This is a genomic window from Acinetobacter sp. YH12144 (assembly GCF_013418345.1).
GTDB classification, from domain to species: Bacteria; Pseudomonadota; Gammaproteobacteria; order Pseudomonadales; family Moraxellaceae; genus Acinetobacter; species Acinetobacter amyesii.
The window spans coordinates 109554-123255 of record NZ_VPCD01000009.1; the positions used below are offsets into that span (position 1 = coordinate 109554).

The following is a 13702-nucleotide window of genomic DNA, read 5'->3' on the forward strand; positions in this document are numbered from 1 at the left end:
TCGGCTCCTTTTTTGATAGCCGCTATTTTTGCATTTCCCCTGATATACAGATTTCGTTTTGAACAAAAAGAATGCCTATTGAAAGATGTATACTAGGCAGGTTTTTTCAATTTTGACTGTATTGCATGTTTAACTTTTCTGATGCCCTTATCGACTGGTTTGATGTCCATGGTCGTCATGACTTACCGTGGCAAGTGAAGGATGACCCTTACAAAGTATGGGTTTCAGAAATTATGCTACAACAGACTCAAGTCAAAACCGTCTTACAATATTTTGATCGATTTATTCAACGGTTTCCGACTGTTGAAGATTTAGGCCATGCCTCTTGGGATGATGTGGCGCCCTATTGGGCTGGCTTAGGCTACTATGCACGGGCTCGGAACTTACACAAAGCCGCGGGTATTGTTGCACGTCAGGGACATTTTCCAATCAATCTTGAGCAGTGGATGGAACTACCAGGCATCGGCCCGTCTACCGCAGGTGCGCTGATGTCTTTGGGTTTAAGACAATATGGCGTGATTATGGACGGCAACGTCAAACGAGTATTGTCTCGTTTCTTTGCTATAGAAGATGATTTATCGAAACCTGTACATGAACGGGCCATGTGGCAACTGGCGACAGAGCTCTGCCCCACTGAACGCAACCACGATTATACCCAAGCGATTATGGATCTTGGTGCAACCGTTTGCACGCCGAAAAAGCCGCTCTGTTTATATTGTCCTATGCAGCAGCACTGCAAAGCACATGCTCAGGGTTTAGAAACTGAATTACCTTATAAAAAGCCTAAAAAGCCTGTTCCAGTGAGAGAGGCCCAAGTCATGCTGATTCAATCTGCAGGAGAATGGTTGTGGATACAACGTCCGAATAGCGGTCTATGGGGTGGTCTGTGGTGTTTACCTATTTTTGATCAACCCCATGAGTTTCAATCCTACACTCAGCAGCTTGGACTGAAACCTACCACTACTCAAGTGCAAATATCGCATAGTTTTACCCACTTCACTTGGCTTTTAGAAGCTACTGTATTTACTGTTGCTGCCGATCAAAAAGAGCATTTAGCGATTGAATGCAACGGACAGTGGTTTAGCCCGATACAAGCCACTGCACTCGGTATTCCAACCGCCATGAAAAAACTCATTTCTACGCTAGAACTCGAAAGCCATTCTATGCCATAGTTTTGGACTGCTCATCAATTGAATAGGGACAAATGTGACTCAAGAGTTTTTGCTTCGCAGAGGGTTGTTCGGCGGTATTGGTTTTATGTTGCTTTTACTCAGCGCCTGTACGTCAACTCCCCCCAAACCATCTGGTAGTACATTGCCTGCTCATGAAGTGAAAAAATTACAAAACATGCGTTTATCCAATCAATTGCCTGTTCCTGTTCATCAAGTCAAACGAAGTGCGCTCAAGGATACTTGGGGCGCAGCGCGTAGCCAAGGACGAAGCCACGAAGGCATTGATATTATTGTTCCACGTGGAACAAAAGTTCTCAGTGCTACAGAAGGTTTAGTTGCTGACTTACGTAATAACAATTTGGGTGGTAAAGTGATATGGATTATGGGGCCCGCAGGTTCTTGGCATTATTATGCGCATCTTGATGGTCATAAACGTGGCTTAAATGTCGGCGACTATGTCAAAAAAGGTGATGTCATTGGCTATGTAGGTAATACTGGCAATGCTCGACATACTGCACCACATTTGCATTATGGCATTTACTTGGGTGGTAAAGGTCGCAATGCCGTTAACCCCTATCCGTATTTACGTTAATTTTAGGAAACATACATGTCAGAAGCGTTGATCAATCGTCTGGTGGAATTTGCAGAATCTGGTAATCAACAAAAAATCAGCCTCAATGGACAGTCTTATCAGGGCTGGATCATGGAGATCACTGAAGAAGCATTACTCATCAGCACCGGCTACGCAGACAAATCAGGTAAAGATGTATGGATTCAATTTGCCGATCTCGATCAAGCGGAACTGTTGTATTGGGACAATAAAAACGACCAATGGACAGCTTTTAAAATTTAAGTCAAAAGGAGCATTCAACATGACGATACAACGCTGTGCTTGGTGCTCCGAAGATCCTTTATATATTGCCTACCACGACACTGAGTGGGCTAAACCTAGTTTTGATGAGCAGCATCTCTTTGAAATGCTATGTCTTGAAGGACAACAAGCGGGGCTGTCTTGGATCACTGTGCTGAAAAAGCGGGCCTGCTATCAGCAGCATTTTTTTCAATATCCCATTGCCAAAATTGCAGCGTTGAGTGACCTACAATTACAAGAAAAATTACAAGATTCAGGTTTGATTCGTCATATCGGCAAACTCACTGCCATTCGAGATAATGCAAAAGCATGGCAACAGTTAAAAGCCCAAGGGATTCATCCGGTGGAATTTCTTTGGAGTTTTGTCGAAGGTCAAATTGCCAATAATGATGTAGTTGAATATCGCAGCGCCCCTGCACAAACCGCTCAAAGTCAGGCCATGTCCAAAGCATTAAAAAAGCATGGCTTTAAATTTGTCGGCCCGACGACTTGCTATGCTCTGATGCAAGCCATCGGCATGGTCAATGATCATGAAAATCACTGTGACTTTAAATACACGCACGAAGAATGACCTCAAAAACAGAAAGGATAGAATAATGAGTAACAACACGATCCACGCCTATGCAGCAATGAACAGTGGTGAAGCCCTTGTTCCCTACCAATTTGATGCAGGTGAATTACAAGCCCATCAGGTTGAAGTCAAAGTCGAGTATTGCGGTCTTTGTCACTCAGATATTTCTATTATCCAAAATGATTGGAAATCTTCGGTTTATCCTGTGGTCCCAGGGCATGAAGTGATTGGAACCATTACCCAACTCGGCAGCGAAGCCAAAGGACTGAAAATCGGACAACGTGTGGGCATAGGCTGGACAGCAGAAAGTTGTCAACACTGTGACCCATGTATCGATGGTCGCCAAGTGCAATGTACTGGAACCAAGACGGCGACAATCGTCGGTCATGCGGGTGGCTTTGCCAACAAAGTCCGTGCGGGCTGGCAATGGGTTATTCCCCTTCCAGATGATCTCGATCCAACCAGTGCTGGTCCTCTACTCTGCGGCGGGATTACGGTATTTGATCCCATATTACAGCACCAAATTCAGGCCATTCACCATGTTGCCGTGATCGGCATTGGTGGTTTAGGTCATATGGCGATTAAATTGCTCAAAGCTTGGGGCTGTGAAATTACCGCATTCAGCTCAAACTTAGATAAAACCGATGAACTTAAAGCTATGGGGGCTGACCATGTGGTGAATAGTCGTGATCTTGCCGCGATTAAAGCACAACGTGGTAAGTTCAATTTAATTTTAAGCACGGTCAATGTGACGTTGGATTGGCAAGCCTATCTTTCAACTTTGGCACCGAATGGAAGCGTTCACATGCTCGGCCTAGCACTTGAGCCGATGCAAATCCCTGCAGGAATGTTGATCAGCGGTGCTAAATCTGTCACTGGCTCATCAACAGGCTCTCCTGCAGCACTGCGTGAATTACTTCGATTCGCTGCACGTCAAAATATTGCACCACAAATTGAAATGTATCCAATGTCTCAGGTGAATGAAGCGATTGAACGTTTGCATTCAGGAAATGTTCGTTATCGAATTGTGCTGAAAGCTGATTTTTAACGCTAAAAATCTAAGCCCCAAAAGCCTGCTGCATGCAGGCTTTCTTCTGCCCTTTATACACTCATCAAAATTAGACGGTGTTTGTATTTATGCATTCCTTACGCAGCTTCGAGCGGGTCTAATCATCATCAGTACACTCACGCTTATGGCGTGCCAACCCGAACAGCACACTCAAGCTCAAAGCCAGCAAAATTTTATCTGTAAATCTTTAATTCAAAGTTTTTTGAGTGCCCAAAAACTGACGCAATATGAACTTGAGCAGATCCAACCGATCACCAGCGGCGGGTTACATCAGACGCTATATATTTATAAAGCCAAATCTGAAAACGGCATGAATATGATGCCGCAGCAAGCCAAACTTCGCTTTGCCTGTGAACAAATGACCGCGCGGCAATTTCAAATCAAGTTACATCCGCATCCATTTCCAGAACAGACCTTACTCAGTATCGAACTTCCAGAAGCACAGCACATGCAGCAGTTGACTGCTTTTCGTCTGCCTGATCAGTAAAGTCATTGATCGTTCATATTGAACTGAATCATTACTGCTGCTTATTTTAAAATTTCGGGAAATGCCGTTGCAGTTTTACTTTTGCCCAACTGCACTTTCATTTTTTGTAGCATTTGATAAGGCTGTTGCTGCACGAACATATTCACGAAACTGAGCGGAATGGAACCTTCCGGATTGGCATAGCCATAGGTCGACACTTTGACTTTTTGATTGCCTAAACGCTGGAAGGTCCAATCGCCCTCATAATCAGTGAGGCGTACATAATTGGGATTAATCGGATAACCTTTTTTCACCGCTTTATTTTGGATGCTAATGATGCCTTGTGCATCTTTACGCATTTTGCCTTGTACCACCAAATCACGGTCTTTCAAGGGAAATGGAAAATCCAGCACCATATATAAACTGAATTCGCCTTTCTGGTCATCACGGGATAATACTTTGACACTGCCCATATAAGGGACCCAATTCACTGCATTTTCCACATCTAAAATCAGGGAAACCGCTTTTTCAATGGGCACATCAAAACTGGTTTCAGCTTTGTATTGAAAGACAGGATTTTGAGCATTTTGGTAGGTCCAAACTTTAATATTATTTTTATTAATCGTGAGTTTGGCATTATCCATAGTTTTCGCTTGTACTGCCGCAGTGAATGCGACAGCACAGGCCATAAAGATGACTTTTTTCATTCCATTGATCGTCTTATTTTAATTTTATGCTGTTGTTATAACGGATTTTAACGCGCTTTTATACGTCAATATCGTTAAAACCCAGTACATCTTTCATATCGTACTTACGTGCTTCACGACCAACTACCCATGCAGCTGCACGTACTGCACCAGAGGCAAAGTTCATACGGTTGGTCGCTTTATGGGTAATTTCAACACGTTCGCCATCCGCAATAAACATCGCAGTATGTTCACCCACAATGTCACCACCACGAATCGTTTGGAAGCCAATGGTTTGACGTTCACGTGGACCCGTATGACCTTCACGGCAATACACAGCATCTTGTTTTAAGTCACGTCCTAAAGCACCGGCAATGGCTTCGCCCCACATTAGCGCTGTACCTGATGGTGCATCAACTTTATGACGATGATGGGCTTCAATCACTTCAATATCCACAGTATCGCCAAACACTTTTGATGCCAATTCAAGAAGTTTGATTGAAACGTTTACACCGACAGAATAGTTCGCTGCATAGACTACTGGGGTTTCTGTTGCTGTTTCATCGAGATAAGCTTTTTGCTCATCATTCATACCTGTGGTACCAATGACAATCGCAACGCCTGCTTCACGGCAAAGTTTAAGATGCTGTGCCGTTGCTGCAGGTGCAGTAAAGTCGATCACGACATCACAATCTTTTAAAACCTCAGCAAGGTTACCGACAACCTTTACGCCAACCGCGCCAATCCCTGCAAGTTCACCGGCATCTGCACCGACCAAGCTACTTTCAGGACGTTCTACCGCAGCAGCCAATTGATAACCAGCTTGCTGAACCGCCTGAATTAAGATGCGTCCCATACGACCGCCTGCGCCCAAGATACCAATACGTGGAGCTGCTGACATAACATTTTCCTAATGTTGATTCGAAATTGGTCTTACTATATCAAAACTCCATGCGCAGGCTAAGTTACAAACAAAAAAATCCTGCATTTTCTGAAGTCATTGTGCAAATCAACTTCTACGACAGACGCTGACTATTCCCTCACCAAGTCTAGGCATTTTCACGGTATGATAGGCGCGTTCTATTGATCTTGAATATTCATGAAAACCCTATTGTATCTTTGTGCGGCAGTTTGTATTGCACTGGCATGGCTGATTCCGATTCATTACCGACCTTGGGCCACGTATACCGGTGAGCTTTACACCTTCTTTGCCCTATTTGCCTTAGCGGCAACGTTCTTTAAAGAAAAGCTCATGGTGGCAAAAATTTCCTTGCCCCTGTTGCTCTTAGCGTTGATTCCCTTTGTGCAACTGGCTTTTGGGCAGGTGTATTATTTTAGTATTGCCTTACTCTGTATGCTGTTTGTGTTCAGCTTCTGGCTGTGTATCAATCTTGGTTTTAGCCTCTCACAAGGTACGGAAAAACGCGAAAAAACCTTCCTATACCTGAGCTATACCTTTGTTGCATCTGGGGTCATGACAGGGCTCATCGCAATATGTCAGTGGTTAGATTTCGACTCGTTTCTTCCTTTTGTGATGAAAATTAGTGGAACTACGCGCCCATTTGCAAACTTTGCTCAGCCAAATAACATGGCCACGTTTCTGCTCATGTCCTTGTTAGCCTGCTTATATGTTTATGAACAGCAAAAAGTTAAAACCCGCTATTTGGTCACTTGTGCAATTCCTATTTTAATTGGGGTCGCGCTCAGCCAATCTCGCACCTCTTGGGTGGCAAGTATCTGTGTCCTAGTCTATTTGGCTTATGCACAGTACAAAGATTATATCCGTCTTCGCTGGTTTTACAGCTTGGCCTGGTTTATCGGCTTTGTGGCACTGATTGTATTGATGCCAAAATTAAGTCAAATCATGAGCCAAATATCCGACATGAATATTCAAGAAAGTCGTGACGTAGTCAAACGTGCTGGTGGAGATATGTCTCGTTTAGCCATTTGGCAACAAATGGCGCATGCCGTAGCTGCACAGCCTTGGTTTGGCTATGGTTGGCATCAGACTAGTAGCGCTTTTGTCTCGATCTCTGACACGGTGCAAGGGCCTGTATGGATTCGTAGCTCACACAATTTTATTTTGGATTTCTTATTGTGGAATGGCGCCATTATTGGTGTACCGTTCTTGACCTATTTCGCCTATTGGGGCATCCAATTACAAAAGTTAGCCAAGTCTGCATTATCTGTGATTGGCCTATTGATGGTCGGTGTCTTCATTATTCATGCCATGTTGGAGTTTCCGCAAAACTACGCATATTTCTTACTGCCTGCGGGTTTTATTATCGGGATTCTTCAAGCAGCGAAGCCACAGACGGCTACATTGAGTCTGTCACCATGGTTTATCCGCATTGTTTTCGTGATTGGTGCAGTGCTGATTACGGTGATTTATCGTGATTATGCTAATGCAGCGATTCAGCTGGGCCAGGCATCAAAATATGAAAAAACACCGGAGAAAATCACTAATCATGAGCCGATCTATTTGCTGACGGAATTTAGACATCGGGTGGCGATTATTCGTTTAAATCCGTACTCCATCGTTTCTGAACAAACCATTCAGGATACTGAAAAATTGGTTCGCAGCTATCCAGCGAAATACCACATCATTAAATATGCACGTTTATTGGCCTTTAATGGTCGTGAGGCTGAAGCACGTCATCAGCTACAGCGTCTTAAAAATATCTATAGGCTCGACATGAGCTATGAGAGTTTATTACTACCTATAGCACAGCCGAAACCTTAAAACGCTCATTAAAAAAGCCTGCAATTTTGCAGGCTTTTTTATAGCTAAGTTCAAATCACAGCGAACTCAAGCAAATCATATCAATTAATCAAATAAACGGTCGAAGAATGATTTTTTCTTCGGAGATGATTTATTGTCATCGCCATCCATCGTGTCTTGTAACTCTTTTAACAATTCACGTTGACGAGCCGTTAAATTCACTGGCGTTTCCACCACGATACGGCAGAGTAAGTCACCAGTCATGCTGGTACGTACAGGTTTCACACCTTTACCACGTAAGCGGAACAATTTGCCAGTTTGAGTTCCTTCAGGCACTTTCAAGCTCACACGGCCATCGAGAGTCGGAATTTGAATTTCTTTACCCAATGCAGCATCTGCAATGCTTACAGGCACATCCATATACAGGTCAGCGCCATCACGTTGGAAGATTTCGTGTTCACGTACCACCACTTCTACATATAAGTCGCCTGCTTGGCCATCACGGATCGCCTCGCCTTTGCCACTTAAACGTACGCGGTCGCCATTATCCACACCTGCAGGAATGGTCACTTCTAAAGTTTGCTGACGGTCAGAAACCCCTGAACCATGACATTTATTACATGGGTTCTTAATAATTTTACCTTGACCACGACAGGTGCTACAGGTTTGCTGCACAGAGAAGAAGCCCTGTTGCATACGCACTTGACCTGCACCATGACAAGTTTTACAGGTTTCAACGTCGTTTGGATTTTTAGATCCTTTACCATCACAGGCATCACATGGCGCTGGCGCAGTAAAGGTAATGGTTTTTTTCACGCCCTTCACAGCTTCCTCAAGGGTAAGCTCCATAACATAGCGTAAGTCTGAACCACGGCGTGCACGTTGCTGACCACCACGGCCACCACCGCCAAATGCGCCACCGAATATGTCACCAAACTGACTAAAGATATCTTCTGCGCTAAAACCGCCACCGAAGCCACCGCCGCCGCCCATGCCGCCTTCAAAAGCTTGATGTCCCATACGGTCATACATACTACGTTTTTCGCTGTCCGATAAAACTTCATATGCTTCTGCAGCTTCTTTGAATTTTTCTTCAGCTTCTGGGTTATCTGGATTACGGTCAGGGTGATACTTCATCGCCAACTTACGGTAGGCTTTTTTAATTTCATCATCACTTGCGGTTTTAGATACACCTAAAACCTCATAATAATCACGTTTAGCCATGTCTGGCGATGCTCCTCACGGAATTTAATTTAATACTTAACTGTGGTCTGAAATTGGGGAATCAAACCATTTTTTCAAGGGGTAGGCAGGAAAAAAATAAATCGACTTAGAAAACAGCCTTATTTTTAACGAATTTGGATAGACCTTGGATCCATGCATTTAATAGATACAAAAAGGCAATCGCAGAAAAGATCACACCAATTACCGTGCATGCAGTCACCCAAAGATAGGTGTCCCAATAATAGAAAAATAAAGGAATAAACCACAGTGCGGCAAAAATGGCCATCATGGAATAAATCACGACGGTGCGCATGACCCAAAGCGCTTGGGCTTGGAGCCAAACTTCTGCAGAATCGATTTGAGTTACTTTGCGTGCAAAGCCGTAGGCAAATACACCACTAATCAGGGTAAATAAAGCGAAAAACATGAAGACATAAGAAATCGCAATATAACGGCGATACTTAGCTAAACTCTCTGCTGTCATCTGTGATTCAACCCCGTACACCACAATATGCCGCGCTGCACTTGTGGTTGTTTTACTTTTTAAAAATGTCTTTGTAGATCAGGTGCTACTATAGAGAAAAATTCAATATTTCGCACCCAATATTATGACACTTTTAAGGATTCTGCTGAGTTTTTTTCACTTTAAACCACTGTGCATACAACGCAGGTAAAAAGAACAAGGTCAGTAGGGTCGCCACGATCAATCCACCCATAATCGCCACGGCCATTGGACCGAAGAAAATACTGCGAGAAAGTGGAATCATCGCCAATACAGCGGCCAATGCAGTCAACACAATGGGACGGCAACGACGTACCGTCGCATTGATAATCGCATCCCAAGCCGACTCCCCGGACTGAATATCTTGTTCAATCTGATCAATCAAAATCAGTGAATTGCGCATAATCATTCCAGACAGTGCAATCGTGCCGAGCATTGCCACAAAACCAAAGGGTTTATTGAACAATAACAGGAATAACACCACGCCAATAATGCCCAAAGGTGCAGTTAAAAATACGATCATCGCCCGTGACATGCTGCGTAGTTGAATCATCAATAAGGTCATGACAACTGCGAGGAATAATGGCATGCCCGCATTTACAGAAGTTTGACCACGTGCTGACTCTTCCACAGTACCGCCTACTTCGAGGAGATATCCATTCGGCATCTCTGCACGTAACTGATCAAATGAATCTTTTAACTCACCCACCACCGTTGCAGGTTGCAATTTACTGCGAATATCCGCGCGCACAGTAATGGTCGGTAAACGGTTACGATGCCAAATCAAACCTTCTTCAAAGCTATACTCAATTTTCGCAATCTGCGCCAATGGCACTGAACCACCATTGCTGGTCGGTACAGCCAAACTGCTGAGAGAACCGACATCCAATCGCTCGGCTTGATCACCACGCATCCGAATTTCAATCAGCTCTCGTTTCTCACGATACTGATTAATCACTGCACCACTGATTGAACTATTCAAGAAATTGGACAGATCTAGACTGGAAACCCCCATTTGACGTGCGCGATCTTGGTCGATGTCCAGTTTAATCACTTTGCTTGGCTCACCCCAATCCAAATGCACATTGGTGGTGTTCGGGTTTTCACTGACTTTTGCAGACACCCGTTGTGCCCACTCACGCACCAAGCTCAGATCTTCACCCGACACGCGGAACTGCAATGGATAACCCACGGGTGGGCCATTTTCTAAAAGTGAAACCCGTGTACGTACTTCAGGTAAGAGCTTACGAATTTCTTCTGCTAATGACTGACGAATTTCATTGCGATCATCTAAAGATGAAGCCAATACCACAAACTGAGCAAAACTGGCTTGGGGTAACTGCTGATCTAGAGGTAAATAAAACCGCGGTGAACCTGTCCCCACATAAGCCACAAAATTATCAATGCCTTGTTTTTTCGACAAGAACGCTTCGACTTTTTTTACGGCCGCTTCTGTGGCTTTCAGAGATGCACCTTCCTCGAGCTTTAAATCCACTAAAATTTCAGCACGGTTTGACGGTGGGAAGAACTGCTGTGGTACAGTTTTAAACATTAAAATCGATAACACAAAGATGCCAACCGTCGCTGCAATCACCGTCTTACGATAGGTCACACAAGTGTCGACCCAACCACGGAAACGTTGATAAAACGGAGACTGATAAGGATCGTGATGTTCGCCGGCATGATGCACCATCGGCTGAGGTTCAGGTTGTTTGCGCAAACGTGCCCAGAGGCGCTGATACCACGGGGCTTTTTGTACTAAATCTTTGTTGAAATCTGGCAGTAATTTATCCCCTAGATAGGGAACAAACAGCACCGCTGCAAACCATGACACCACCAATGCAATAGTGACCACTTGGAAAATCGAGCGAGTGTATTCCCCTGTGCTCGATGCGGCTGTGGCAATCGGCAAAAATCCTGCAGCCGTAATTAGCGTGCCTGTTAGCATTGGAAATGCAGTCGTCCGCCATGCATGTCCGGCGGCTTGTAACCGGCTATAGCCCTGCTCCATTTTGATCGCCATCATTTCGACAGCAATAATCGCATCATCCACCAATAAACCGAGTGCGAGAATCAATGCCCCCAAAGAAATCTTGTGCAAACCGACATCAAACATCTGCATGCCTGCAAAAGTCATGGCCAAGACTAAGGGAATGGAAAATGCCACAACCAATCCTGTACGGAAACCCAAGGAGAAGAAGCTCACCAATAGGACGATAATCACGGCCTCAGCGAGGACTTTCATAAACTCATTGACGCTGCGCTTCACGGCTACAGGCTGATCAGAAACTTTTTTTAGTTCCATACCCAAGGGCAAGGTTTTTTGCAGGCGGGCAAATTCTGTTTCAAGGTTTTTACCCAAAGCCAGAATGTCGCCTCCTTTACGCATCGACACGGCAATGCCTAAACCATTTTCACCCATAAAACGCATACGAGGCTGCGGTGGATCACTAAAGCCCCGATGTACATCTGCCACATCACCCAATTGAATCGTTCGACCATTCACCAATAAGGGCATCTGACGCAGTTCATCAATGTTTTGTAAATTGCCGCTGACACGCACTTGAATCCGGTCTGAATTGGTTTCAAAAAAGCCAGCACTGGCAACCGTGTTTTGCTGCTGCAAGGCTTGTTGAATCGCCGTCACGGGTATGCCCATTTGCGTGGCTTTGGTGTTGGAAATTTCAATCCAAACTTTTTGATCTTGTAGACCAATCAAATCCACTTTCGCAACGTCTTTGACTCGTTGTAACTGGAGCTGTAAACGGTCGGCATATTCCTTCATGGTGGCATAGTCAAAGTCTTTGCCGGTGAGCACATAGATATTACCGAAGGTGTCACCAAACTCATCATTAAAGAAAGGACCTTGCACCCCAGATGGTAATTGATGGCGAACATCATTGACCTTTTTACGCACGGTGTACCAAACATCGGGGACTTGCTGCGAACGTAGACTGTCCTTGGCCACAAAGGTCACCATGGATTCACCCGGACGTGAATACGCCATGATGCGTTCATACTGCCCCGTAGTCATCAGTTCTTTTTCAATTCGATCGGTGACCTGTAGCGAAACTTCTTTGGCTGTTGCACCAGGCCAATAGGTTTGAATCACCATGACTTTAAAGGTAAATGGCGGGTCTTCACTCTGCGACAATTTGGAATAGGAAAATATCCCAACGATGCCCAGCAGAATCATAAAATAAAGGATTAAACCTTTATTTTTCAGTGCCCACTCAGACAAGTTAAAATTCATTATTTAACTCCTGTCTGAATGTGTACCGCACGATTTTCACGATCAACGGGTTGTATTTTTTGTTTTTCGCGGAGTAAATGCACGCCGCCAACCACCACAAAATCCCCTGCTTGCAAACCACTGAGTACGGGCACGCTATCACGTCCGTATTCGCCTAAAGTTACTGGAACTTTACGTACCGTATTGTCTGCATTGACCACCATCACATACGCCTGCTGACCACTCGCAGACACACTCGATAACGGCACATGCAAAACATTCTGCTGTGCTTTGGTTAAAAATACCCGTGCACTTTGCCCCAGTTGAATGGCGCTATTGCCTTCACGTAATGCCACTTTGACACTATAAGTACGAGACTGATCGGCAGCAGGACTAATTTCACGTACATAGCCTGCAAATTTTTCCTGTGGTTTCGACCACAAGGTAACCCATGCATCCTGCCCTGTTTTAATTTCAGCAACAGCCTGTTCAGGCACACCAATGACCACGTCACGTTCACCTGCAATCGCCAATTGAAAAGCTGGTTGTCCTGCTGCAATCACTTGACCAATCTCAATATTACGTTCAGTAATGACCCCATTTTTATTGGCAATTAATTGGTTATAACCGGTCTGATTACGACTCACATCATAATTTGATTGAGCTTGCTTTAAGTTCGACTGTGCCGCTTTATATTGGTTTTCCACCGCATCGTACTGCGAGCGACTCACAGCATTGACTGGCAATAATTGCTTAAAGCGTTTTAGTTCATCTTCAGCAATCTGTGCAGCGGAACGCGCACTTTCAAGCTGTGCTTGTGCTGCATTCAGTTGCAACTGTGCATCTTTGACGTCTAATTTTGCCAAAACTTGCCCGACTCGGACTTGGTCTCCAACATCGACATAGCGCTCAGTGATTTGACCGCCAACCCGAAAAGCTAAAGCTGTTTGCTGGCGGGCTTGTACATCACCCGCATAACTTTTTTGTTCAAAATGTGTGGCGCCCGGCTGAGTCACCATCACAAATGGCACTTCCTGTTCCGTTTGGGCTTTATCCTTGCTGCATCCCCATAAGGTCACACTGCAAACGATAATCATGCTGACAACTGTGGTCTTAATCGTACTCATGAAGTTCGCTCTTAATAAAAAGTCTTTTTTAGGGCAGAATATTATTCAATTAATTTGGTT

General features: G+C 44.5%; 13 protein-coding genes. 7 read left to right on the plus strand and 6 right to left on the minus strand.

The window, feature by feature from the left end:
* The first annotated feature begins 125 nt into the window (after positions 1-125).
* From mutY to FTU79_RS07910, 6 genes are all read left to right on the plus strand, one after another.
* A complete protein-coding gene (mutY, locus tag FTU79_RS07885; protein ID WP_180049557.1) occupies positions 126-1172 on the plus strand; it encodes an A/G-specific adenine glycosylase in 1047 nt (348 codons plus the stop codon).
* An 85-nt stretch (positions 1173-1257) separates the two neighbouring features.
* The gene (locus FTU79_RS07890; RefSeq protein ID WP_180026235.1) at positions 1258-1764 is read left to right on the plus strand and encodes a M23 family metallopeptidase; all 507 of its coding nucleotides are present in this window, start codon (positions 1258-1260) and stop codon (positions 1762-1764) included.
* Positions 1765-1779: 15 nt separating this feature from the next.
* On the plus strand, positions 1780-2025 hold the full coding sequence (locus tag FTU79_RS07895) for a hypothetical protein (protein WP_180003637.1): 246 nt from the start codon (positions 1780-1782) through the stop codon (positions 2023-2025).
* A 19-nt stretch (positions 2026-2044) separates the two neighbouring features.
* Positions 2045-2614, plus strand: coding sequence for a DNA-3-methyladenine glycosylase I (locus FTU79_RS07900; protein ID WP_180049559.1), 570 nt, complete (start codon positions 2045-2047; stop codon positions 2612-2614).
* 25 nt (positions 2615-2639) lie between these two features.
* Entirely contained in the window at positions 2640-3662 is a 1023-nt protein-coding gene (locus tag FTU79_RS07905) for an NAD(P)-dependent alcohol dehydrogenase (RefSeq protein WP_180049561.1), read from the plus strand.
* A gap of 145 nt (positions 3663-3807) precedes the next feature.
* Complete coding sequence (locus FTU79_RS07910; protein WP_180049563.1) at positions 3808-4170, plus strand: hypothetical protein; 363 nt, start codon at positions 3808-3810, stop codon at positions 4168-4170.
* Positions 4171-4211: 41 nt separating this feature from the next.
* Here FTU79_RS07910 and FTU79_RS07915 read toward each other — a convergent pair whose 3' ends face one another.
* Together FTU79_RS07915 and dapB are read right to left on the minus strand one after the other, a co-directional pair.
* The gene (locus tag FTU79_RS07915; protein ID WP_078191634.1) at positions 4212-4856 is read right to left on the minus strand and encodes an START domain-containing protein; all 645 of its coding nucleotides are present in this window, start codon (positions 4854-4856) and stop codon (positions 4212-4214) included.
* Between the two features lie 58 nt (positions 4857-4914).
* Positions 4915-5736, minus strand: a complete 822-nt coding sequence (gene dapB, locus FTU79_RS07920) for a 4-hydroxy-tetrahydrodipicolinate reductase (RefSeq protein WP_078194102.1) — start codon at positions 5734-5736, stop codon at positions 4915-4917.
* 198 nt (positions 5737-5934) lie between these two features.
* Between dapB and FTU79_RS07925 the strand changes: the two genes are divergently transcribed.
* Complete coding sequence (locus FTU79_RS07925) at positions 5935-7578, plus strand: PglL family O-oligosaccharyltransferase (protein WP_180049565.1); 1644 nt, start codon at positions 5935-5937, stop codon at positions 7576-7578.
* Between the two features lie 84 nt (positions 7579-7662).
* Here the strand turns inward: FTU79_RS07925 and dnaJ are convergent, their stop codons facing one another.
* The 4 genes from dnaJ to FTU79_RS07945 form a co-directional block, all read right to left on the minus strand.
* Entirely contained in the window at positions 7663-8781 is a 1119-nt protein-coding gene (dnaJ, locus tag FTU79_RS07930) for a molecular chaperone DnaJ (RefSeq protein WP_111885156.1), read from the minus strand.
* A gap of 106 nt (positions 8782-8887) precedes the next feature.
* Positions 8888-9265: a hypothetical protein gene (locus FTU79_RS07935; RefSeq protein ID WP_180011060.1), complete on the minus strand. Its 378-nt coding sequence runs from the start codon at positions 9263-9265 to the stop codon at positions 8888-8890.
* Positions 9266-9398: 133 nt separating this feature from the next.
* Positions 9399-12536, minus strand: a complete 3138-nt coding sequence (locus FTU79_RS07940) for an efflux RND transporter permease subunit (protein WP_180049567.1) — start codon at positions 12534-12536, stop codon at positions 9399-9401.
* Positions 12536-13642, minus strand: coding sequence for an efflux RND transporter periplasmic adaptor subunit (locus tag FTU79_RS07945; protein WP_180049569.1), 1107 nt, complete (start codon positions 13640-13642; stop codon positions 12536-12538). Before FTU79_RS07945 ends, FTU79_RS07940 begins: the two co-directional genes overlap by 1 nt.
* Between the last annotated feature and the right edge of the window lie 60 nt (positions 13643-13702).

Coding starts and splice junctions, on each gene's coding strand:
- FTU79_RS07910 (WP_180049563.1), top strand. CDS start 3,808: ATGGCGTGCCAACCCGAACAGCACACTCAAGCTCAAAGCCAGCAAAAT.
- FTU79_RS07915 (WP_078191634.1), bottom strand. CDS start 4,856: ATGAAAAAAGTCATCTTTATGGCCTGTGCTGTCGCATTCACTGCGGCA.
- FTU79_RS07895 (WP_180003637.1), top strand. CDS start 1,780: ATGTCAGAAGCGTTGATCAATCGTCTGGTGGAATTTGCAGAATCTGGT.
- FTU79_RS07905 (WP_180049561.1), top strand. CDS start 2,640: ATGAGTAACAACACGATCCACGCCTATGCAGCAATGAACAGTGGTGAA.
- FTU79_RS07945 (WP_180049569.1), bottom strand. CDS start 13,642: ATGAGTACGATTAAGACCACAGTTGTCAGCATGATTATCGTTTGCAGT.
- dapB (WP_078194102.1), bottom strand. CDS start 5,736: ATGTCAGCAGCTCCACGTATTGGTATCTTGGGCGCAGGCGGTCGTATG.
- FTU79_RS07935 (WP_180011060.1), bottom strand. CDS start 9,265: ATGACAGCAGAGAGTTTAGCTAAGTATCGCCGTTATATTGCGATTTCT.
- FTU79_RS07925 (WP_180049565.1), top strand. CDS start 5,935: ATGAAAACCCTATTGTATCTTTGTGCGGCAGTTTGTATTGCACTGGCA.
- FTU79_RS07900 (WP_180049559.1), top strand. CDS start 2,045: ATGACGATACAACGCTGTGCTTGGTGCTCCGAAGATCCTTTATATATT.
- FTU79_RS07940 (WP_180049567.1), bottom strand. CDS start 12,536: ATGAATTTTAACTTGTCTGAGTGGGCACTGAAAAATAAAGGTTTAATC.
- FTU79_RS07890 (WP_180026235.1), top strand. CDS start 1,258: ATGTTGCTTTTACTCAGCGCCTGTACGTCAACTCCCCCCAAACCATCT.
- dnaJ (WP_111885156.1), bottom strand. CDS start 8,781: ATGGCTAAACGTGATTATTATGAGGTTTTAGGTGTATCTAAAACCGCA.
- mutY (WP_180049557.1), top strand. CDS start 126: ATGTTTAACTTTTCTGATGCCCTTATCGACTGGTTTGATGTCCATGGT.